Genomic DNA, 22,736 nt, shown 5'->3' with positions numbered 1-22,736 from the left:
CATGTTATTGGGATTGGGGGGGTGAAGAAAAAGAGAGGGAAGAGGGGGCAGCCACCCCCAGGGCTTCCAGCACCTGGCGTTCGAATTGCATCTGGCTGCGAGGGTGTTCCAGGCCAGGGCCGTCGAGGATGAAGATATCTTCCACCCGATCACCCAGGGTCATGATCTTGGCCATTTTCAGGCTGACATCGTGGCGGGCGAAGACCTGGGCCAGATCATGCAGCAGGCCCACGCGATCAGCGGCCGTGACGGACAGCCGCCAGTTGCCGCCTTGTTCGTCGGGCTGCAGGGTGACGCTGGGCATGATCGGAAAAGCCCGGGAACGGCGCGATCCTTGATGCGGCGCGGGGGCTTCCCGGGCACTTGCCCGGCTGTCGGCCAGCGCAGCCCGCAGTTCGTGTTCGATCAGGGTGGCATAGGACCGGTGATCCCGGCTGTGTTCGGGCAGCAGCACGATGAAACTGTCCAGCGCCCAGCCTTGGCGCGTGGTGTGAATGCGGGCGTCCTGGATGCTCAGCCCGTGGCGGTCGAAATAGGTGCAGATATCCATGAACAGGTCTGGCCGGTCGGGCGCGTAGGCCATGATCTGCAGGGCCTCGCCCTGGCCCAGGACACGAGCGCGCACAACCGGATCCGGCCCCTGGAAACAGTGGTACAGGTGCCGCGTGTGCCAGGCGATCTCGTTGGCGTCATGGCGCAGGAAATAGGCCACGTCCAACTGGGACCAGAAGGCTTCGCGGCTGTCGTCGCGCAAGCCCATCCTGCGGACTTCGGCGGCCGCGGCTTCCTTGCGCAGGGCCAGGATGGTCCGGGTGTCGGGCTGCTCGCCGCCCAGGGCCGCGAGCGTCTGGTGGTACAGATTTTCCAGCAGCTTGCCTTTCCAGGTGTTCCAGACCTTGGGGCTGGTGCCGCGGATGTCTGCCACTGTCAGCAGATACAGGGCCGCCAGCCGCCGCCTGGAACCGACCCGGGCGGCAAACTCATGAATCACCCGAGGATCGCTCAAGTCGCGCTTTTGGGCCACCTGGGACAGGGTCAGGTGTTCGCGCACCAGGAATTCCAGCAGATCGGAGGCCTCGCGGGACAGCCCGTGTCGGCGCGCGAAGCGCCGGACTTCGGCAGCGCCCAGCTGCGAATGGTCGCCGCCACGGCCTTTGGCAATGTCATGGAACAGGGCGGCCACATACAGCAGCCAGTGTTCGTCCAGGTCGGCGATCAGCTGACTGGCCAGGGGATATTCCTGGGCGTGCTCCGGCATGGTGAAACGCCGCAGATTGCGGATCACCATCAGGATGTGCTGATCCACGGTGTAGGCATGGAACAGATCGTGCTGCATCTGTCCGACGATGCGTCGGAAGGCAGGCAGATAGCGCGGCAGGATATTCCACATCGTCATGTCGCGCAGGGCATGGACGATGCCGCGTGGCTGGCGCAGAATTTCGAGAAACAGGCCACGGTTGGCCGGGTCGTCGCGGAACGCCCGATCGATGCGGTGCCGGGCGTGCCACATGGCCCGCAGGGTGCCTGCCGCCATGCCTTGCAGTTCCGGGTGTTGCTGCGTGACCAGGAAGACTTTCAGCAGCAGCCCGGGCTTGCGTTCGAAGGCATCCTCATGGACCAGGGCCAGCCGCCTGCGGCGAATGCAGAAATCCTCGTCCAGGGCGATGGAGTCATCCTGCGGTCGAGGGAACAGGCGTTCTTCCAGCGTCAGCATCAACAGGCGATTGACCTGGCAGACGACGCGGGCGGCCCAGTAGTAGCGCTGCATCAGCAGTTCGCTGGCTCGCCTGTGCGGCTGGTCGACGAAGCCATAGACCTGGGCCAGACGCAGCTGCAGGTCGAACAACAGGCGATCTTCGCGGCGTCCGGCCAGCAGATGCAGTTCGATGCGCAGACGCTTGAAGGCCAGTTCGGCCCGCCGCAGGGCGCGGAATTCGGCGGATGTCAGCAGATCGGTGCGTGCGACGGCCGTCCAGTTCGTGCCCAGGCCTGCCGCGCGCGCCAGCCACAACAGCACTTGCAGGTCGCGCAACCCGCCAGGGGATTCCTTGCAGTTGGGCTCCAGTGCGTAGGGCGTGTCCTGATGACGGGCATGCCGCTGCTGCATTTCGGTGCGCTTGGCCAGATAGAAGTCCTGGGGGTCCAGGTCCAGCCGCATCTGTTCACGAAAACGTTGGAACAGCGCCCGCCCGCCAGCCAGCCAGCGGGCCTCCAGCAGCGAGGTCTGCACGGTGATGTCGGCAGCGGCTTCGTGTCGGCATTGATCCAGGGTACGCACGCTCAGGCCGGGTTCCAGTCCGATGTCCCACAGGGCGGCGACCAGGGCTTCGATGCGCGCACGGTCGCCCGCATCGGGGGCGTGTTCCAGAAGGATCAGGATGTCCAGATCGGAGCCGGGATAGAGTTCGCCCCGGCCATAGCCGCCGACGGCTGCCACGCAGGCACCAGCCGGCAGGGGAAGCGTCTTCAGCAGGCTGCGCAGTGTTCCGTCGGCAATCCGCCGCAAGGCGGCCAGCAGCGTGTCGGGGCGCAGGTGCACGCGCCATGCCTGGATGGCCTCGGACCGGCGGGCCTGCATCCGGGCGCGCAAGTCGGACAGGGTCGCCTGGACCGGATCCTGGCCGGCAGCAACGGCGGCAGGGCGTTTCTGCTGCATGGCGCCCGCCTGGCGTTACGCGCGGCTGACTTCGCCCTGGACGAAGGCGGGCGGCGACGGCATGCCAGGCGAGACCGTCAGCACTTCGTAGCCGCCATCGGTGACCAGAACGCTGTGTTCCCATTGGGCCGACAGGCTGTGGTCGCGCGTGACGACTGTCCACTGGTCGGCCAAGGTGCGGATTTCGCGGCGGCCGGCATTGATCATGGGCTCGATCGTGAAAATCATGCCGGGTTCCAGGCGCAGGCCGGTGCCGGGCTTGCCATAGTGCAGTACCTGCGGGTCCTGATGGAAACGGCGTCCTACGCCATGGCCGCAGTATTCGCGCACCACGGAAAAGCCGGCTCGTTCCGCGTGTTTCTGGATGGCGTGCCCGATGTCGCCCAGGGTGGCACCCGGACGGACCTGCTCGATGCCCAGCCACATGCATTCATAGGTGGTGTCGATCAGGCGACGGGCCAGGATGGACGGTTCTCCCACGCAGTACATGCGGCTGGTGTCGCCGAACCAGCCATCCTTGATGATGGTGATGTCCATGTTCAGGATGTCGCCGTTCTTCAGGACCTTGTCACCGGGGATGCCATGGCAGATGACGTGGTTGACCGAAATGCAGATGGAGGCCGGAAAGGGCGGATAGCCTGGGGGGGCGTAGCCCACGGTGGCCGATTGCACGTGTAACGTGTTGGTGAGGTAATCCATGCACAGGCGTTCGAGTTCTCCCGTTGTGACCCCGGCACGCACATGGGGTTCAAGGTAATCGAGGATGCTGGCGGCGGCCTGGCAGGCGGCGCGCATCTGGTCGAGTTCGAGGGGATCGGTGATGACGGGGACCATGGGTTGCTTGCTGTATGGACGAGATGAATAGTAGAATTATAGGCTTAGCTGTAAATAGCGTGCCTGGCCGCCCAAGGGTGTGCGCGGCCTATGTGAAAAACGTCGATATTTCAGGATTCGGCTTTTTCATGTTAGTCCCGGATACTGGCCTGGTACAAGACTGAACCCTATCGGAGAATTTTCATGTCGCTCATGCGCGAAATGCTGGAAGCCGGTGTGCATTTTGGCCACCAGACCCGTTACTGGAACCCGAAGATGGCCGAATACATCTTCGGCCAACGCAACAAGATTCATATCGTCAACCTCGAACGCACGGTTGAAAAATACCTGGAGGCCAGCCAGTTCGTGCGCCAGGTCGCCGCACGCGGCGGCAATGTGCTGTTCGTGGGCACCAAGCGCTCCGCGCGTGAACTGGTCGCCGCCGAGGCCCAGCGCTGCGGCATGCCCTACGTCGACAGCCGCTGGCTGGGCGGCATGATGACCAATTTCAAGACGGTCAAGACCTCGATCAAGCGCCTCAAGGACATGGAAGCCCAGCAGGCCGAAGGCGCCACCGAGCACATGAGCAAAAAAGAAGCGCTCATGTTCGCGCGCGAAATGGACAAGCTCAACAAGTCTATCGGCGGCATCAAGGAAATGAACATGCTGCCCGACGCGTTGTTCGTGATCGACGTCGGCTACCACAAGATTGCCGTGGCCGAGGCCCGGACCCTGGGCATCCCGGTGGTCGGCGTGGTCGATACCAACCATTCCCCCGAAGGCATTGATCACGTCATTCCGGGCAATGACGACTCCTCCAAGGCGATTGCCTTGTATGCCCGTGGCATGGCCGACGCCGTGCTCGCCGGCCGCGAACAGAGCCTCAATGGCCTGGTCGAGGAACTGGCCGAAGGCGAGGAATTCATCGAGGTCGAGCAGGACCAGGATCAGGAATAACTTCCTGCCCGCTGCCGCCCCGGCCCGCCGTCATCTGGCGGCGGACCCGTCGCGCGCCGCCGGTCGGCGCGCGCATTGATTGAACAGGAGAGAACACAATGGCTCAAATCACTGCCGCCATGGTCAAGGAACTGCGCGAGAAGACCGACGCGCCCATGATGGAATGCAAAAAGGCCCTGACCGAGGCCGATGGCGATCTGGCTCGCGCCGAGGAACTGCTGCGCGTCAAGCTGGGCAGCAAGGCATCCAAGGCGGCCAACCGCATCACGGCCGAAGGGCTGATCGGCCTGCACATTGCTGCCGATGGCAAATCCGGCGCTCTGGTCGAAGTCAACTGCGAAACGGACTTCGTTGCCAAGAACGATGATTTCATCGCTTTCGTCAATGACCTGGCCCGCATCGCCACTGAAAACAATCCCGCCGATCTGGATGCGCTGAATGCGTGCGCCATGGGTGATGGCACCGTCGAATCCGTGCGCACCAGCCTGGTGGGCAAGATCGGCGAAAACATGTCGGTGCGCCGCTTCCAGCGTTTCGACACCACCGACGGCCTGAACAGCTATGTGCATGGCGGGCGCATCGGCGTGCTGGTTGATTTTGCCGGCGCCGACGAAGTCGGCAAGGACCTGGCGATGCACATTGCCGCGACCAAGCCCCGCGCCCTGAATGCCGATGGCGTGGATCCCGCGCTGATCGCCGCCGAACGGTCCGTGGCCGAACAGAAGGCGGCCGAATCCGGCAAGCCGGCTGAAATCGTCGCCAAGATGGTCGAAGGTTCCGTGCAGAAATTCCTGAAGGAAGTCACGCTGCTGTCGCAGCCTTTCGTCAAGAACGACAAGCAGACCGTCGAGCAGATGCTCAAGGAAAAATCGGCCCGCATCAATCGCTACGCGCTGTTCGTGGTGGGCGAGGGCATCGAGAAAAAATCCGAGGACTTCGCGGCTGAAGTGGCTGCGGCGGCCAGCGGTTCCTGATTCAGGTTGATTTCGGGTACGATGGCGCATCGCCATCCAGTGCCCGTTCTGCCGCGCCGTGCGCCCATCGCGACAGCCGGGCTGTCGCGATGGGCCGCGTCTGGCCTGTCCGGCTGGCCTGGACGGGCCCCTTAACAACAACGCCGGGGACGCTGTGTCCGGCTCCGTGCTGCTCTACGCTGATTACTCCTTCCAGGAATCTTGCATGCCCACCCCTGCCTACAAGCGCGTTCTCCTGAAACTCTCGGGCGAGGCTCTGATGGGCGGCGATGCCTTCGGCATCAACCGCGCGACCATCCTTCGCATGACCGAGGAAATCCATGGCGTCGTGTCCCTCGGGGTCCAACTGGCCGTGGTGATCGGCGGGGGCAATATCTTTCGTGGTGTGGCGCCTGGCGCGCAGGGCATGGACCGCGCCACAGCCGACTACATGGGCATGCTGGCCACCGTCATGAATGGCCTGGCATTGCAGGACGCACTGAAAAATCAGGGCGTGGATGCCCGGGTGCAGTCGGCGCTGAACATCGATCAGGTGGTGGAACGCTACATTCGCCCCAAGGCACTGCGTTACCTGGAAGAAGGCAAGGTCGTCATTTTCGCGGCCGGCACGGGTAACCCATTCTTCACCACCGATACGGCCGCTGCGCTGCGCGGCGCCGAAGTCGGCGCCGAAATCGTGCTCAAGGCCACCAAGGTCGATGGCATCTACAGCGCCGATCCGAACAAGGACCCGAACGCCACGCGGTATTCTTGCATCAGCTTCGACGAGGCCATCGTACGCCGCCTCGAAGTCATGGATGCCACGGCATTCGCGCTGTGCCGCGACCAAAAATTGCCGATCAAGGTCTTTTCGATCAACAAACCAGGAGCCCTCCGGCGCGTCGTCTGCGGCGAGGACGAAGGCACCCTGGTTCAGGTATAGGAATCCTCATGAGCCTTTCCGACATTCGTCGCTCGGCAGACGAGCGCATGGGCAAATCCATCGAAGCCCTGAAGACCAGCCTGGCCAAGATCCGCACGGGCCGGGCCCATGCCGGGATTCTGGATCACGTGCAGGTCGAATACTATGGTTCGCCCGTGCCGGTCAGCCAGGTGGCCAACGTGACGGTGATCGACGCCCGCACGCTGGGTGTGCAGGTCTGGGAAAAGACAATGGCGGGGCCGGTCGAAAAAGCCATCCGCGAATCGGACCTGGGGCTGAATCCGATCGCCATGGGCGACAATATCCGCGTGCCGATGCCGGCGTTGACCGAAGAGCGCCGCCGGGACCTGACCAAGGTCGTGCGCGGCGAAGGCGAGGATGCCAAGGTCGCCGTGCGCAATCTGCGCCGCGAGGCCAACGAGGCCCTGAAAAAACTCGTCAAGGACAAGGAAATCTCCGAAGACGAAGACCGCCGCGGCCAGGACGAAGTCCAGAAACTCACTGATCGCTACGTGGCCGAAATCGACAAATTGGTCGCCCAGAAGGAAGCCGAGATCATGACGGTCTGATCGGCCGTCCGCGCAAGACGCCCGGCCCATGATCGAAACCCCTTCCTCCACACTTGCCATTCCCGAGACCGGGGACGTGCCCCGGCACGTCGCCATCATCATGGATGGCAATGGCCGCTGGGCAACCCAGCGAATGCTGCCGCGCACGGCAGGGCATGTGCGCGGCGTCCAGGCCGTGCGCCGCATCGTCGAGGCCTGCGGTCGCCGGGGCGTGCGCTACCTGACACTGTTTGCCTTCAGTTCCGAGAACTGGCGCCGCCCGGCCCAGGAAGTCTCCCTGCTGATGCGCTTGTTTGTGCGCACCCTGGAAAAAGAAGTCGGGCGCCTGGAAGAGCAGGGAGTGCGCCTGCGCGTGGTCGGCGATCTATCAGCCTTCGACCCCCATCTGCGCGGCCTGATCGAAGCTGCCGAACGCCGGACGGCCGGGCAATCGGCTCTGACGCTGACCATTGCCGCCAATTACGGTGGTCGATGGGATATTCTCCAGGCAACCCGGGCGCTGCTGGCCGCTCGGCCCGATCTCGCCGCCCATCCCGAGGCACTGGACGAGGCAGCCCTGACACCCTGGCTGGCCATGGCTTATGCGCCCGAGCCCGACCTGTTCATTCGCACGGGCGGAGAACAGCGCATCTCCAATTTCCTGGTCTGGCAGCTGGCCTATACTGAACTGTATTTCACCGATTGCTGGTGGCCGGATTTCGATGCGGCGCAGCTTGACCGGGCTTTCGCATGGTACAAGGGCCGCGAACGGCGCTTTGGCCGCACCAGCGCCCAGTTGCGCGACGCCTCGAAATAAACGCGAACCGGCCCAGAAAGGAACGCCATCCATGTTGCGCCAGCGCATCCTCACCGCCATTGTCCTGCTGTTGATCGTGGTGGCCGCCGTGATGGCTCCGACACCCTGGCCGATGCTGGCCCTGCTGGGGCTGATGACGGTCTGCGCGCTGTGGGAATGGCTGCGGCTGGTCATGGACGGCGCTGCCGTGCGCTGGGGAGGGGCGCTACTGGCTGCGCTGGCTCTGGCGCTGCTGTCTCGCTGGCTGGTCGACGGCCGGCCAGCGCTGGAAACGGTTTTCGGGTCGATTCTGCTGCCGCTGGCGCTGCTGTTCTGGCTGGCCGTCGCCCCGTTGGCCGTGGCGCATGCCCGGGTCCCCGATGCCTGCCGGCCGGCGCTGCTGGCCGCAACCGGCGGACTGCTTCTGGCCGCGACCTGGTATGCCCTGGCCTGGATCTTCCTGCGTCATGGCGCGGCGGCGCTGATCAGTCTGTGGGCGCTGATCTGGGCTGCCGACATCGCCGCCTATTTCACGGGTCGTGCCCTGGGGCGTCACAAGCTGGCACCACGTGTCAGTCCCGGCAAGACACTGGAAGGCGCCGCTGGCGGCATCCTGGCGGCCACTGTGTGGCTGCTTGCCACGGCCCTGTGGTGGCCGGGCAGTTTTGGCGCATTGCTGGTGATGGGCATTGGCTGGGTGGGCGTGCTCGGGGTCGGGGTCGCGCTGGCGGCCTGGTCCATCGTCGGCGACCTGTTCGAATCACTGCTCAAGCGTCGCGCGGGGGTCAAGGATTCCAGCCAGCTCCTGCCGGGCCATGGCGGGGTGTACGATCGCATCGACGCAGTGTTGCCGGTGGCGCCCGCCGCCGCGCTGCTGCTGCTGACGAGTCTCTGATTTTTCCTGCATATCCACGGGTTCCGACACCATGTCCGTTCAGCAACGTCTCTGCATCCTCGGCTCGACCGGTTCCATCGGCGTGAGCACGCTGGACGTGGTGGCGCGTCACCCGGATCGCTTTTCCGTCTACGCGCTGAGCGCACACGGCCGGGTCGAATCGTTGGCCGAACAGGCCGCACGGCACGCCGCGCGGGTGGTGATCGTGCCGGACGATGCCGCCCGGATGCGCTTTACGGCCGCCTGGCCCGCCGGCCGGCCCTTGCCGGAAATCCGCCAGGGTGCCCAGGCGCTGGCGGACACGGCCGCCGACCCAGAGGTCACGGCCGTCATGGCCGCCATCGTGGGGGCGGCCGGACTGCCGGGCGCATTGGCGGCAGCGCGGGCCGGCAAGCGGGTGCTGCTGGCCAACAAAGAAGCCCTGGTGGCGGCAGGCAGCCTGTTCATGCAGGCCGTGCGCGAATCCGGCGCCGAATTGCTGCCCATCGACAGCGAGCACAACGCCATCTTCCAGTGCCTGCCTCAGTCGGCTGACCGTGCGCGCGCGCCGGCAAGCCCGGCCGCTGGCGTGCGCCGGCTGCTGCTTACCGCTTCCGGCGGACCATTCCGTTGCACGGCGCTGGATCAATTGGAATCCGTCACGCCGGAACAGGCGTGCGCACACCCCAATTGGCGCATGGGTCGCAAAATTTCCGTGGATTCGGCCACCATGCTGAACAAAGGGCTGGAGGTCATCGAGGCGCACTGGCTGTTTGCCATGCCAATGGAGCGTATCCAGGTCGTGATTCACCCCCAGAGCGTAGTGCATTCCATGGTCGAGTACCTGGACGGGTCCATCCTGGCCCAGCTGGGACAGCCGGACATGCGCACCCCCATCGCCTACGGCCTGGGCTATCCGGAGCGCATCGACGGCGGCGTCGGCCTGCTGGAACTCACCCGCCTGGGGCGTCTGGATTTCGAAACCCCGGACCTGACGCGGTTCCCCTGTCTGCGCTTGTCCTTTGATGCGCTGGGGCAGGGGCAGGGCGCCTGCATTGCGCTGAATGCCGCCAACGAGGTCGCGGTGGATGGCTTTTTGCGCGGACGCATCCGCTATACCCAGATCCCATCCATCATCGAGCACTGCCTGGATGATTCCGTGGCGCACGGAACGCAGACCCCGTCTTCCCTGGCAGAAATCCTCGATCTGGATGCGCGCGCGCGTCGCCTTGCGGCGGGATTCTGTCAGGCGTGCTGAAATATTCAACTGGCCGGACGATCCGTTTCTTTTTCCCCGCTTTTTCATGCTCCTGACATTGTTCGCCTTCATTCTGGCCCTGGGTTTGCTCGTGACGTTCCACGAGCTGGGTCATTACTGGGTGGCACGTCGCGCTGGCGTGCCGATCGTGCGTTTTTCGGTCGGCTTCGGCCCGGTGCTGCTGCGCCGCCGTGATCGGCACGGCACCGAATGGGCGGTATCGGCCATTCCCCTGGGTGGCTACGTGAAGATGCTCGACGAAGCCCCGCCAGGGGCCGACGAGACCACGCGCCGCGCCGTGTTCAATGCCCAGCCGCTGATCTGGCGCGCGGCGGTGGTGGCGGCCGGGCCTGCGGCCAATCTGGCCCTGGCAGCCCTGATCTACGCTTTTCTGGGACTGTGGGGCACGCAGGAGCCCGCTGCCGTGCTGGCGGCCCCGCAGGCCGGTACGCCCGCCGCCCAGGCCGGTGTGCGCGACGGCGACACCTTGACGGCCGTGGCCGGCGAGCCCGTCGCCTCCTGGACCCAGGCGCGGTGGCGGCTGGCCGAACCACTATCCCTGGGGGGCGCTGTGGCCCTGACGCTGCAATCCGCAGACGGCTCGCTGCGCACGGACACCCTGCGACTGCACCCCCAGGACGTGACGCCAGGGGGGGCCGACCCGCTCCTGGCCACTGGCCTGGCCTTGCGTGCGCCGGTTCCGGTGGTGGGGGAACTCGTCCAGGGTGGCGCTGCCGAACAGGCGGGCCTGCGAACCGGCGATCAGATCCTGATGGCCGGTGACATGGAACATCCCTCCGTCGAGGCGTTCGTGCGGACGGTCCAGGCCCATGCGGGCCAGCCGCTGCCGCTGGTCGTGCTGCGCCAGGGGGCGCGAGTCGCGCTGTCCGTGACGCCCCGGCCCGAGCGCGGCGAAGACGGCCTCGAGACCGGCCGCATCGGCGCGCTGATCCAGGCCGAGCGGCCGCTGGTGCTGGTGCGCCTGGGGCCTGTGGACAGCCTGTGGCAGGGCATGCGGCGCACGGCCGACATGAGCCTGTTCACCTTGCGCATGATGGGCCGGATGGTGGTGGGCGATGTATCCTGGAAAAATGTCACGGGTCCGGTCACGATCGCCGAATATGCCGGGCGTTCGGCCCGTGTCGGCCTGGAATCCTATCTGGGTTTCCTGGCGCTCATCAGCATCAGCATTGGCGTGCTCAATCTGCTGCCCATCCCCATGCTGGATGGCGGCCATTTGCTGTTCTATCTGATCGAGGCGTTGCGCGGCGGGCGGCCATTGTCTGACCGGGTCCGGGACCTGAGCCATCGCCTGGGACTGGGAATCGTCCTGGGACTCATGGTTCTGGCCCTGTTCAACGATTTCTCGCGGCTTTTCAGTTGAGAGGTTGTGACTTACAATCGCGCATCACTCAAGCGTGTTCTTTCACGGCCAAATTAGGATTGCCAGGATGTCGTCTCCCCGGAATTTTCGTCTGATCAAGCGCGCCATTCCCCTGGTGCTGGCGGCGCTCCTGGCGCCCGCCGTGGCCTCGGCCTTCACGCCTTTCGTCGTCCAGGACATCCAGGTCAAGGGGATCGAACGCGTCGATCCGGGCACGATCTTCACCTATCTCCCCGTCAAGGTCGGGCAGACCTTCACCCAGGAAGAAGCCTCGGCTGCCATCCAGAAACTCTATGGCACGGGCTTCTTCAATGATGTCAAGATCGACGCGCAAGGCAATGTGCTCGTCGTCACCGTCGAAGAACGCCCCACGATCGCCTCGATCAATTTCAACGGCATGCGCGAATTCGATGCCAAGGCGCTGACGAAATCCCTGGCGCAGGTCGGTTTCGGCCAGGGCCGGATCTTCGATCAGGCCATGCTCGATCGCGCGGTCTTCGAGCTCAAGCAGCAATACCTGTCCAAGGGCAAGTACGGCGTCCAGATCAATCCGGTCATCACGCCGCTGGAGCGCAACCGGGTCGGGGTCAGTTTCGATATCTTCGAAGGCGATGTCGCCACTATCGACAAGATCGAATTCATCGGCAACGAGGCATTCTCGGCCAGCACGCTCGAAGACCAGATGGAGCTGACCACCGGCGGCTTCATGACTTGGTACACCGGCACCAACAAATATTCGCGCGAAAAACTCGAAGGCGATGTGGAACGCATCCGTTCGTACTATCTGGATCGCGGCTATCTGGAATTTTCCATGGAGCCCCCCCAGGTATCGATTTCTCCGGATCGCAAGGCCATCTACATCACCATGACCCTGCACGAAGGCGAGCCCTATAAACTGGGCGAGATCGGCCTGGCCGGCGACCTGCTCGGCCTGGAAGATAAGCTCCAGCCGCTGGTCACCGTCAAGGAAGGCGAAACCTTCTCGGCGGAAAAGACCAATGCCGTGGCCAAATCCATCACGGATTATCTGGGGTCGCTGGGCTATGCCTTTGCCAATGTCAATCCCAGTCCGATGCTGGATCGGGAAAATCACGTCGCCAAACTGAATTTCTACGTTGATCCGGGCCGCCGTGTCTACGTGCGCCGCATCAACGTGGGCGGCAACACCCGTACCCGCGACGAAGTCGTGCGCCGTGAAATGCGTCAGCAGGAAGCCGCCTGGTATGACTCTTCCAGTATCAAGACGTCCAAGGAACGCATCGATCGTCTGGGCTATTTCACCGAAGTGGACGTCAAGACCGATCCGGTGCCGGGTTCGCCCGACCAGGTGGATGTCAACGTCGACGTCAAGGAAAAACCCACCGGCATGATCAGCTTGGGGGTGGGCTATGGCACGACCGACAAACTGATGCTGTCGGCCGGCATCAGCCAGGACAATGTCTTTGGCAGCGGCAATTCCCTGTCCCTGAACGTCAACACCAGCAAGACCAACCGTGCAGCGGTGATCTCGCACACCGACCCCTACTGGACCCAGGACGGCATCAGCAAGACGACGTCCCTGTACTATCGGCGCACCACGCCCTACGACGTATCCAGCAGCGGCTCGACCGGCTGGTATTCGGTCGAATCCCTGGGGCTGGGCCTGAATTTCGGCGTGCCCATTTCCGAAGTCGATCGCATCTTTGCCGGCCTGACCTACGAACGCAACTCGCTGAAGGACATCCGCCGCAGCGGCACCAATCCGGCGCCGTTGGCCTACCAGAATTTCGTCGATGATTATGGCGATACCACCAATGCCGCCATCTTCAGCGTGGGCTGGGCCAAGGACACCCGCGACAGCGCCCTGGCGCCACGCCGCGGCAGCTATTCCCGCGTGTCCGCCGATATTTCCACCCTGGATCTGCGGTATTACAAGCTTGGCGGCCAGCAGCAGTATTACTGGCCTCTGGGGCGGTCCTTCACTCTGGCCCTGAACGGCCAGGTGGATTGGGCCAAGACCTACGGCAGCAGCGGCAAGGACTTCCCGGTGATCAAGAACATGTACGCAGGCGGCATCGGCTCGGTACGCGGCTACGAGGGCGCCTCCCTGGGGCCGCGCGATACCTTGACCGGCACCTACCTGGGCGGTTCCCGGCGCATCGTCGGCAATGTGCAGCTCTATCTGCCGTTCCCGGGCGCCTCGCGCGATCGCACCCTGCGCTGGTTCATGTTCTCGGACGTCGGTCAGATCACCACGACCGATGGCTCGGGCTGCGCCAAGGGCGAATATGGCCAGGTGGCCGACCCCTGCGGTTGGAAATACTCCGCAGGCCTGGGCCTGTCCTGGGAATCGCCGCTGGGGCCGCTGCAACTGTCCTTCGGGCGCGCTCTGAACGCCAAGGAAGGCGACCAGAAGCAGGTCTTCCAGTTCCAGATCGGTACTGGTTTCTGATTCCCTTCGTTTGATGGCACAATAATCTCTTTTGTAGTCGCTTTGATCCTAGGTGGATTCCTCATCATGTTCGTTTCAGGTCTGAATTTTTCAATGTTGACGCAACGCACCCTGCGTAGCCACCGGGTATTGGCCCTGGCGGCGGCTGTGGGCCTGGGGGCGCTGTTCGTTGCGCCATCCTACGCCCAGGGCACGAAAATCGGTTTCGTCAGCACCGAGCGCATTCTGCGTGATTCCAAGCCCGCCAAGGCGGCCCAGGCCAAGATCGAATCCGAATTCAAGAAACGCGACCAGGAACTGCAGCGCCTGGCCGACAACTTGCGCAGCGAGGCCCAGAAACTCGACAAGGACGCTCCGGTGCTGTCCGAGGCCGATCGCATCAAGCGCCAGCGCAAGCTCCAGGACATGGATTCCGATTTGCAGCGCAAGCGCCGCGAATTCCAGGAAGACTTCAATCGCCGCCGCAACGAGGAATTCTCCGCCATCGTGGAAAAGGCCGATGCCGCGATCAAGAAAATCGCCGAACAGCAGAACTACGACCTGATCATCCAGGACGCCGTCACGGTCAGCCCCCGCGTGGATATCACCGATCAGGTCATTGGCGCTCTGGGCGGCTGATCTCCAATGCCTGTGCTGCTTGCGCCCGATCGGGCACCCGCGTTGTCCGAGCTGTTGCGGGCGGCCGATACGGTCGGGCTGGGATGCAGCATCACAGGGACGCCTGATTCCGGTGCGCTGAAGATCGCTGGCATCGGCTCGCTGGCTTCGGCGGGATCATCCGAAATCAGCTTCCTGTCCAACCCGCGCCTGCAGTCCCAACTGGATGATTGCGGCGCGGCTGCGGTCATCCTGCGCCAGCAGGACTGGGATGCGTACCAATCCCGTTGCGACGGCCCGCCGTCCTGGGCTGCGGTGCTGTGCCCCCAGCCTTATCTGATGTACGCGCTGCTGGCCCAGTGGTTCGACCGCCATCGCCAGGCGGGCCTGCCCCAGGGGATCCATCCCAGCGCCGTCATAGCCGAAGATGCCGTATTGGCCGACGACGTGCATGTTGGTCCGCTGTCGGTGATCGAGTCTGGCGTGCATATCGGTCCGGGCGTGCGCATCGGTCCGGGCTGCGTCATCGGGGCAGATAGCTCCATCGGGGCGGACAGCCTGCTGCATGCCCATGTGACGCTCTACCATGACGTGCATGTGGGCGCGCGGGCCATTCTGCATTCCGGTGTCGTGCTGGGGGCTGACGGTTTCGGCTTCGCACCCGACCCGCGCACGCCGGGCGCCTGGGCCAAAATTGCCCAGCTGGGCGGGGTGCGCATCGGGGACGACGTGGAAATCGGCGCCAACACCACAGTTGACCGTGGTGCGGTCGAGGACACCGTGCTGGGTGATGGCGTGAAGCTCGACAACCAGATCATGATCGGTCACAACTGCCGGATCGGAGACCATACGGCCATGGCCGCCTGCGTGGGCGTGGCCGGATCTACCACCATGGGCCAACGTTGCGTGATCGGGGGGGCTGCCATGTTCGGCGGGCACCTGACGCTGGGCGACGATGTGCATATTTCAGGCGGCACGGCCGTCACTTCGGACATTCTCACGCCTGGGCGCTACACGGGGGTATTCCCCGTGGCTGAGCACAGCGCCTGGCAACATAATGCAGCCGTGATCGGCCAGCTTGCGCAATTGCGCAAGCGGTTGCGCGCAGTAGAACGACAAGGCGCCGCCGGCATGCCCGGCCAGCCGACGAACCCCAAGCAGGACACACGCTAATGGAACTCGATATCAAAGACATCATGGAACGCTTGCCTCATCGGCAACCGATGCTGCTCGTGGACCGCGTCCTGGAAATGGACCCGGGCAAGAGCATCGTCGCCATCAAGAATGTCACCTACAACGAGCCTTTCTTCCAGGGCCATTTCGCCCACCATCCGGTCATGCCCGGCGTGCTCATCATCGAGGCCCTGGCCCAGGCTGCCGCACTGTTTTCCTTTGCGGATGCCGGCGCGCCGAACCTGGCCAGCACCAAGATCGCCTATTACCTGGTCGGTGTGGATGGCGCGCGTTTCCGCCGCCCTGTCGTGCCCGGCGACCAGTTGCGCATGGAAGTCTCGGCCGACAAGCTCAGCCGCTCCATCTGCAAGTACACCGCCGTGGCCAAGGTCGACGATCAGATCGCTGCCGAAGCCAAGATCATGTGTGCGGTGCGCATCCTGGAGGAATGATGGGCGCGGCGCAGATCCACCCCACGGCCCTCGTTGCGCCAGGGGCGGTGCTGGACGAGGACGTCGTCGTGGGTCCCTACAGCATCGTCGGCGAACATGTCCGCGTCGGGGCCCGCACGCGCATCGGGCCGTATTGCACCATCGACGGGCATACCTCCATCGGCCCGGACAATCATTTCTATCGTTATTGTTCCATTGGCGGCATTCCCCAGGACAAGAAATACGCAGGCGAACCCACAGCGCTGGAAATCGGCGCGGGCAACACGTTTCGTGAATTCGTGACTGTGAATACCGGCACCGTGCAGGACGTGGGCACCACGCGGCTGGGCGATGACAACTGGATCATGGCCTATGTCCACATCGCCCATGATTGTCAGCTGGGCAGTCACATCGTGATTGCCAACAGTGTCCAGCTCGCCGGCCACATTCACATCGGCGACTGGGCCATCCTGGGCGGCCTGTCGGCGGTGCACCAGTTCGTGCGCATTGGTGCGCATGCCATGATTGGCGGCACCAGTTCCGTGCGCCAGGATGTGCCGCCCTACGTGATCGGCGCGGGCGATTCGTTCCGTCCGGTCGGCATCAATGCCGAAGGTCTGGGCCGGCGAGGCTTCACGCCAGCCGACATCCAGGTGCTCAAGGATGCCTACAAGATCCTCTATCGGCGGCAGCTGAACGTGGAACAGGCAATCGAGGCCCTTGCCGTTCTGCAGGCAGAACATCCGGCCGAAGCCCCCGCCATCCAGACCCTGCTGGATTTCCTGCGCGCATCCAGCCGCGGGATCGCCCGGCCATGACGTTTTCCGCCGCCATCGTGGCAGGGGAACCGTCCGGCGACCTGCTGGCGGCGCGTCTGCTCGGTGGCCTGCGGGCCCGCGACCCCGAGGTCCGTGCCATGGGCATCGGGGGGCCGGCCATGGCGCGTGCGGGTTTCGAGGCCTGGCACCCCATGGATGCGCTGTCCGTATTCGGTTACATCGATGCACTGCGCCAGGCGCCGCGCCTGATCCGCACCTGGCGCGATACCCATCGGCGCACGCTGGCCTGGCGTCCGGACGTGTTCGTCGGTGTCGATGCACCGGATTTCAATCTGCGCCTGGAAGAAAAACTGCGTGCCGCCGGCATTCCGACGGTGCACTTCGTCGGCCCTTCGATCTGGGCCTGGCGTTTCGAGCGCATTCACCAGATCCGTCGTGCCGTATCGCACATGCTGGTGCTGTTTCCGTTCGAGGTGGATCTATACCGCGAACAGGGCGTGCCCGTGACCTACGTAGGCCATCCCCTGGCCGAGCTCATTCCCGCGCAGCCGGACCGTCTGGCGGCGCGCGCGCGCCTGGGACTGGAACCGGCGGGCCGGATCCTGGCGCTGATGCCGGGCAGCCGCGAATCCGAGATCCGGCTGCTGGCGCCCCGATTCCTGCAGGCAGCGCAGATTCTGCTCAGCCAGGATCCCGATTTGCAGATCATCGTGCCGGTCGTCAATGCGCACCGCCGCGCCCAGTTCGAAGCCATCCTGGCGCAGCACCCGGTGCCGGGCTGCCGAGTCATGGCTGCCTTGCCAGAAGCCGGGCAGGGGGCCGCAGCGGCGCGAACCGATGGCCTGGACACCTCTGCATGGCCGATTGCCTGGCACGCCATGGAGGCCGCAGACGCCGTGCTGGTGGCCAGCGGCACCGCCACCCTGGAGGCCGCGCTGTTCAAGCGCCCCCTGGTCATTTCCTATGTGATTTCGCCCTGGATGCGGCGCATCATGGCCTGGAAATCGGGGCAGGACGCACCCAGCCTGCCCTGGGTCGGCCTGCCCAATATCCTGGAGCGCGAGTTCGTCGTGCCAGAACTGCTGCAAGAAGCCGCTACGCCACAAGCCCTGGCCGAACACACCTGGACGGCCCTGACCGATGCGAACCTGGCCGAGCGCATCACGCGGCGCTTTACTGCGCTGCACGAAACACTCAGCCGCGATACGCCCGGCCTGGCGGCGCAGGCCATACTGGAAGCCAGCCGTGGGCATGCGTGATCTGTTCGGCACCGCAGAATCTTCCGCTCTGATCGCCGGAGTGGATGAAGCCGGACGTGGGCCCCTGGCGGGCCCTGTGTATGCCGCCGCCGTCATCCTGGATCCGGATCACCCGATCGAGGGCTTGAACGATTCCAAGAAACTCAGCCCCGCGCGCAGGGATCGCCTGGCCGAGCAGATCCGCAGACAGGCCCTGGCCTGGGCGATTGCCAGTGCCAGTGTCGAGGAAATCGAGCGTCTGAACATTCTGCAGGCAACGATGCTGGCCATGCTGCGTGCCTGCCAGGGTCTGTTCCGCGCGCCGACGCTGGTTCTGGTGGATGGCAACCGCCTGCCGGCGGGGCTGTCGTGCCCGGCCCGAGCCGTCGTTGGCGGCGACGCCCTGGAACCCGCTATTTCCGCCGCTTCCATTCTGGCCAAGACCGCTCGGGATGCTTGCTGCCTGGAACTGCATGCACGCTATCCGGAATATGCTTTTGATCGCCACAAGGGCTATGGCACTGCGCTGCATCTGGCACGATTGGTGGAATTCGGCCCGTGCCCGGCGCACCGGCGCGGTTTCGCTCCCGTGCGCCGCGCGCTGGAAGGCCGGTGTGATTCAAGCAACGCCCCGGCGCGGCGCGAGGATGCCTCATGAAGCACGCCGCTCCTGTTCGTCATATTGCTTCGCGCGACAACCCGGATTACCGCGCTTGGCTGCGTCTGGCTCAGGGCCGACCGGGGCGCCTGGATCCTCGTGTGATCCTCGAAGGCGAACATCTGTGCCGCGCCTGGCTCGAACATAAAGGACCGCCCCCCTTGCTGGTGGTCGGGGAATCCGCGCTGTCCCTGGGGTGGGTCGGCCCGCTCTGGCAGGCCTGTGCGCATGGACGCCGGGTGGTTCTGCAGGACAATCTTGCTGCCGTCCTGTCGCAGGTCGAGCACGGCCCTGCGGTATTTTTCGTCGTCGAGCCGCCCGTTCCGGAATTGCCGGCAAGGATCCGCAATGGCTGTCTGTGGCTGGATCGGGTCCAGGATCCCGGCAATCTGGGCACTTTGCTGCGCACGGCAGCGGCCGCCGGCCTGCGGCAGGCTTATTTGTCCAATGGTTGCGCAGCAGCCTGGTCGCCCAAGGTCCTGCGCAGTGGCCAAGGAGCACATTTTGCCCTGGAAATCCACGAACACGTGGATCTCCAGGCGCTGTCCGGACGGTTGGATATCCCATTGGCCGCCACGACGCTGGATCAGGCCGAAATCCTGTATGCCAAGGATCTTCGGCAGCCGTGCGCCTGGCTGTTCGGCAACGAAGGGCAGGGCGTCGCCGATGAACTGCTGATGCGGGCGGACTGGCGGATCCACATCCCGCAGGCGGCTGCGGTCGAGTCACTGAATGTGGCGGCTGCCGCCGCCGTGTGCCTGTTCGAACAGCGGCGCCAGCAGCTGATGGTCGCTGTGCAGGCCCGCAGAACCCGGCGGTGACAGAGTCGCGCCAGGCCGTGCCCGGGGATGAATGATCAGTAACTCATCCGGTTCAGGCCGACCTCGTCGAGAATCTTTGTGGAGATCTCCTCGATCGAGCGGGTCGTGGTCGACAGCCAGGGGATGTTTTCCATGCGCATCAGGCGTTCGGCGTCGGCGACTTCCTGGAGACATTGCTTCAGCGAAGCGTAGGTGCTGTTCGGGCGGCGCTCGTTGCGGACTTCGGCCAGCCGTTCGGGCTGGATCGACAGGCCGAACAGCTTGCGCCGATAGGGCAGCAGGGTAGCGGGCAGGGCGCCCCGGTCGAAGTCTTCGGGGATCAGCGGATAATTGGCGGCCTTGACGGCATATTGCATGGCCAAATAAAGGCTGGTGGGGGTCTTGCCGCAGCGGGACACGCCCACCAGGATGACGTCGGCCTGTTCCAGCCCCTGGACATACTGGCCGTCATCGTGGGCCAGGCTGAAATTGATGGCCTCGATGCGATCGTTGTATTCCTTGCTCAGGCCGTTGGTATGCGACCGGCCCACCGAGCGGCTGGCAGTCACGCCCAGGACATCTTCCAGGTGATGGACGAAGGAGCCGAACAGATCCAGGAAAATGCACGGTGTGGCGCGGATGCGGTCGGCGATTTCCGAGTCCACCAGGGTGCTGAACACCAGCGGGGGCGGGCCGCCCTGGTCCGCCTGCAAGGCGATGCGCCGCGCGGCGGCGTCGGCCTTTTCCACCGAATCGATGAAGGGCAGTCGCACAGACTGGAAAGCAATTTCCTCGAATTGCGAAAGCACCGCATGGCTGAAAGTCTCGGCAGTGATTCCGGTGCTGTCCGAGACGATGAACACCGTGCGTTCGATAGGAGAGCCAGTCATGGATTGTTGAACCACCAAGCGTCAGAAACGGTACAATCCGCGAAGATTACCAGTCACCCGAGCCGGGAGCAAGGCTGGTTTGCCGGGCGCACGCGTTCATGCCGCGCACGCGAAGGTATTTGTTCTTCGCGCCGCGTACGCCGGGCAAACACGCTTTTTCTATCTCAAAGGTGACACCATGTCGTATGTCGTATCGTTCGAGCAGCTCCGCATGACGGATGTGGACTCGGTAGGAGGCAAGAACGCTTCTCTTGGGGAAATGATCAGCCAGCTGGCTGGCGCGGGCGTCCGTGTTCCAGGCGGCTTTGCCACCACGGCCGATGCTTTTCGCGATTTTCTGAAATCTTCCGGCCTGGACGCGCGCATCAACGCGCGCCTGGATGCGCTCAATGCCGATGACGTACGCGAACTGGCCGCCGCCGGCGCCGAAATCCGCCAGTGGGTGATCGACACGCCGTTCCCGGCCGATTTCGAGCAGGCCATCCGCACGGCTTTTGCCGCGCTGGATGCCGATGGCAAGGGCTCCTTTGCCGTGCGCTCGTCGGCCACGGCCGAGGACCTGCCCGATGCCTCGTTCGCCGGTCAGCAGGAAACCTACCTGAACGTGGTCGGCATCGATGATGTGCTGGACAAGATCCGCCACGTGTTCGCTTCGCTGTACAACGATCGGGCGATCTCCTACCGCGTGCACAAAGGCTACGCGCATGCCGAAGTCGCGCTGTCGGCCGGTATCCAGCGCATGGTGCGTTCGGACAAGGGCAGCGCGGGCGTGATGTTCACGCTGGACACGGAATCCGGCTTCAAGGATGTGGTGTTCATCACTTCGTCCTACGGGCTGGGTGAAACCGTGGTCCAGGGCGCGGTCAATCCCGACGAATTCTATGTCTTCAAACCCACACTGGAAGCCGGCCACTATCCCGTCATCAGCCGGCGCATCGGCTCCAAGCTGATCAAGATGGAATTCGATGAACAACGTGTCTCCGGCCATGCCGTGCGTACGGTCGAAGTCCCCGCATCCGAGCGCAACCGCTATTCCCTGACCGACGAAGAAATCATCGAGCTCGCCCGCTACGCGACCATCATCGAAAAACACTACCAGCGCCCGATGGATATCGAATGGGGCCGTGATGGGGTGGATGGCAAGCTCTACATCCTGCAGGCCCGCCCCGAGACCGTGAAATCCCAGCAGAGCCACCACGACGTCCAGGAACGCTACCGCCTGAAGGCCACCGGCGAGGTTCTGGTCACCGGCCGCGCCATCGGCCAGAAGATCGGCTCGGGCACGGTGCGCGTCGTGGCCGATGCCTCTGAAATGGACAAGGTGCGCCCCGGCGACATCCTGGTCACCGACATGACCGACCCCAACTGGGAACCAGTCATGAAACTGGCTTCGGCCATCGTCACCAATCGGGGCGGCCGCACCTGCCACGCGGCCATCATCGCGCGCGAACTGGGCATCCCGGCCGTGGTCGGCTGCGCCGATGCCACCGACGTGCTGGCCAATGGCCGCGAGGTCACCGTGTCTTGCGCCGAGGGCGACGAAGGCCGCATCTACGATGGCCTGATCGAGACCGAGGTCGAAGAAGTCCGCTGGGGCCAGATGCCCGACATCGGCCTGAAAATCATGATGAATGTCGGCAACCCACAGCTGGCTTTCGATTTTTCGCAGATTCCCAATGGCGGCGTCGGCCTGGCGCGCCTGGAATTCATCATCAACAACAACATCAACGTCCACCCCAAGGCGATCCTGGACTACCCGAACGTCGATGGCGATTTGAAAAAGGCCGTGGAATCGGCCGCCCGGGGCTACGCCAGCCCGCGTGCCTTCTTCGTGGAAAAACTGGCCGAAGGCGTCGCCACCATCGGCGCGGCTTTCTATCCCAAGCCCGTGATCGTGCGCCTGTCGGATTTCAAGTCCAATGAATACCGCAAGCTGGTGGGCGGTTCGCGCTACGAGCCCGAAGAAGAAAACCCGATGCTGGGCTTCCGGGGCGCGTCGCGCTACATCTCCGAGGACTTTGCCGAATGCTTCCGCATGGAATGCGAGGCCCTGAAAAAGGTCCGCGACGAAATGGGCCTGACCAATGTGGAAATCATGGTGCCGTTCGTGCGCACGCTCAGCCAGGCCGAGCGCGTGGTCGATCTGCTGGCATCCCATGGCCTCAAGCGCGGCGAAAACGGTCTGCGCCTGATCATGATGTGCGAAGTCCCGACCAATGCCATCCTGGCCGAGGAATTCCTGCAATATTTCGACGGCTTTTCGATCGGCTCGAACGACATGACCCAGCTGACCCTGGGGCTGGATCGGGATTCAGGCATGGAACTGCTGGCCGCCGACTTCGACGAGCGCGATCCGGCCGTGCTGTTCATGCTGCGCCGCGCCATCCAGGCCTGCCTGAAAGCCGGCAAATACGTCGGCATTTGCGGCCAGGGCCCCAGCGATCATCCCGACCTGGCTCAATGGCTGCGCGACGAGGGCATCCTGTCCATGTCTCTGAATCCGGACACGGTGGTTGATACCTGGCAGCGTCTGGCCGACACGAAGGTCGCCGCCTGA

General features: G+C 64.1%; 20 protein-coding genes. 17 read left to right on the top strand and 3 right to left on the bottom strand.

What is annotated here, in order from left to right:
- Window positions 1-4 precede the first annotated feature (4 nt).
- Together RBR29_RS00250 and map are read right to left on the bottom strand one after the other, a co-directional pair.
- Window positions 5-2,656, bottom strand: a complete 2,652-nt coding sequence (locus RBR29_RS00250; protein WP_320346066.1) for a [protein-PII] uridylyltransferase — start codon at window positions 2,654-2,656, stop codon at window positions 5-7.
- A 15-nt stretch (window positions 2,657-2,671) separates the two neighbouring features.
- Complete coding sequence (map, locus tag RBR29_RS00245; RefSeq protein ID WP_320346064.1) at window positions 2,672-3,490, bottom strand: type I methionyl aminopeptidase; 819 nt, start codon at window positions 3,488-3,490, stop codon at window positions 2,672-2,674.
- A gap of 183 nt (window positions 3,491-3,673) precedes the next feature.
- On the opposite strand from map, the gene rpsB reads away from it, so the two are divergent.
- The 16 genes from rpsB to RBR29_RS00165 all read left to right on the top strand — a co-directional run bounded on the left by rpsB (window position 3,674) and on the right by RBR29_RS00165 (window position 19,310).
- Window positions 3,674-4,426 (top strand): 30S ribosomal protein S2, encoded by a 753-nt coding sequence (gene rpsB / locus RBR29_RS00240; protein ID WP_320346062.1) that lies wholly within the window; start codon window positions 3,674-3,676, stop codon window positions 4,424-4,426.
- Window positions 4,427-4,524: 98 nt separating this feature from the next.
- Complete coding sequence (gene tsf, locus RBR29_RS00235) at window positions 4,525-5,400, top strand: translation elongation factor Ts (RefSeq protein ID WP_320346060.1); 876 nt, start codon at window positions 4,525-4,527, stop codon at window positions 5,398-5,400.
- A gap of 205 nt (window positions 5,401-5,605) precedes the next feature.
- Window positions 5,606-6,322: a UMP kinase gene (gene pyrH, locus RBR29_RS00230; protein WP_320346058.1), complete on the top strand. Its 717-nt coding sequence runs from the start codon at window positions 5,606-5,608 to the stop codon at window positions 6,320-6,322.
- A gap of 8 nt (window positions 6,323-6,330) precedes the next feature.
- Window positions 6,331-6,891: a ribosome recycling factor gene (frr, locus tag RBR29_RS00225; protein WP_320346056.1), complete on the top strand. Its 561-nt coding sequence runs from the start codon at window positions 6,331-6,333 to the stop codon at window positions 6,889-6,891.
- A 28-nt stretch (window positions 6,892-6,919) separates the two neighbouring features.
- On the top strand, window positions 6,920-7,687 hold the full coding sequence (uppS, locus tag RBR29_RS00220; protein ID WP_320346054.1) for a polyprenyl diphosphate synthase: 768 nt from the start codon (window positions 6,920-6,922) through the stop codon (window positions 7,685-7,687).
- A 31-nt stretch (window positions 7,688-7,718) separates the two neighbouring features.
- Window positions 7,719-8,561: a phosphatidate cytidylyltransferase gene (locus RBR29_RS00215; protein ID WP_320346052.1), complete on the top strand. Its 843-nt coding sequence runs from the start codon at window positions 7,719-7,721 to the stop codon at window positions 8,559-8,561.
- Between the two features lie 31 nt (window positions 8,562-8,592).
- Complete coding sequence (ispC, locus tag RBR29_RS00210) at window positions 8,593-9,798, top strand: 1-deoxy-D-xylulose-5-phosphate reductoisomerase (protein ID WP_320346051.1); 1,206 nt, start codon at window positions 8,593-8,595, stop codon at window positions 9,796-9,798.
- Window positions 9,799-9,844: 46 nt separating this feature from the next.
- Entirely contained in the window at window positions 9,845-11,182 is a 1,338-nt protein-coding gene (gene rseP / locus RBR29_RS00205) for an RIP metalloprotease RseP (protein ID WP_320346049.1), read from the top strand.
- Between the two features lie 67 nt (window positions 11,183-11,249).
- Window positions 11,250-13,613 carry an outer membrane protein assembly factor BamA gene (gene bamA / locus RBR29_RS00200; RefSeq protein WP_320346047.1) on the top strand — a complete coding sequence of 788 codons (2,364 nt, stop codon included), beginning with the start codon at window positions 11,250-11,252 and terminating at the stop codon, window positions 13,611-13,613.
- A 93-nt stretch (window positions 13,614-13,706) separates the two neighbouring features.
- Complete coding sequence (locus RBR29_RS00195) at window positions 13,707-14,231, top strand: OmpH family outer membrane protein (RefSeq protein ID WP_320346104.1); 525 nt, start codon at window positions 13,707-13,709, stop codon at window positions 14,229-14,231.
- A 6-nt stretch (window positions 14,232-14,237) separates the two neighbouring features.
- Entirely contained in the window at window positions 14,238-15,383 is a 1,146-nt protein-coding gene (lpxD, locus tag RBR29_RS00190; protein ID WP_320346045.1) for a UDP-3-O-(3-hydroxymyristoyl)glucosamine N-acyltransferase, read from the top strand.
- Entirely contained in the window at window positions 15,383-15,835 is a 453-nt protein-coding gene (fabZ, locus tag RBR29_RS00185) for a 3-hydroxyacyl-ACP dehydratase FabZ (protein ID WP_043682505.1), read from the top strand. The genes lpxD and fabZ overlap by 1 nt, the downstream gene beginning before the upstream one ends.
- Window positions 15,835-16,632 carry an acyl-ACP--UDP-N-acetylglucosamine O-acyltransferase gene (gene lpxA / locus RBR29_RS00180; RefSeq protein WP_320346039.1) on the top strand — a complete coding sequence of 266 codons (798 nt, stop codon included), beginning with the start codon at window positions 15,835-15,837 and terminating at the stop codon, window positions 16,630-16,632. Before fabZ ends, lpxA begins: the two co-directional genes overlap by 1 nt.
- A complete protein-coding gene (gene lpxB / locus RBR29_RS00175; RefSeq protein WP_320346038.1) occupies window positions 16,629-17,852 on the top strand; it encodes a lipid-A-disaccharide synthase in 1,224 nt (407 codons plus the stop codon). The genes lpxA and lpxB overlap by 4 nt, the downstream gene beginning before the upstream one ends.
- The gene (gene rnhB / locus RBR29_RS00170; RefSeq protein WP_320346036.1) at window positions 17,839-18,489 is read left to right on the top strand and encodes a ribonuclease HII; all 651 of its coding nucleotides are present in this window, start codon (window positions 17,839-17,841) and stop codon (window positions 18,487-18,489) included. Before lpxB ends, rnhB begins: the two co-directional genes overlap by 14 nt.
- Window positions 18,486-19,310, top strand: coding sequence for an RNA methyltransferase (locus tag RBR29_RS00165; RefSeq protein WP_320346034.1), 825 nt, complete (start codon window positions 18,486-18,488; stop codon window positions 19,308-19,310). Before rnhB ends, RBR29_RS00165 begins: the two co-directional genes overlap by 4 nt.
- A gap of 35 nt (window positions 19,311-19,345) precedes the next feature.
- Here the strand turns inward: RBR29_RS00165 and RBR29_RS00160 are convergent, their stop codons facing one another.
- Window positions 19,346-20,179 (bottom strand): pyruvate, water dikinase regulatory protein, encoded by an 834-nt coding sequence (locus tag RBR29_RS00160; protein ID WP_320346032.1) that lies wholly within the window; start codon window positions 20,177-20,179, stop codon window positions 19,346-19,348.
- Between the two features lie 178 nt (window positions 20,180-20,357).
- Between RBR29_RS00160 and ppsA the strand changes: the two genes are divergently transcribed.
- Window positions 20,358-22,736: a phosphoenolpyruvate synthase gene (gene ppsA / locus RBR29_RS00155; protein WP_320346030.1), complete on the top strand. Its 2,379-nt coding sequence runs from the start codon at window positions 20,358-20,360 to the stop codon at window positions 22,734-22,736.

Source organism: Castellaniella sp. (assembly GCF_034007085.1).
Classification (GTDB): domain Bacteria; phylum Pseudomonadota; class Gammaproteobacteria; order Burkholderiales; family Burkholderiaceae_B; genus Castellaniella.
This window is presented reverse-complemented; position numbering and strand designations above follow the sequence as displayed.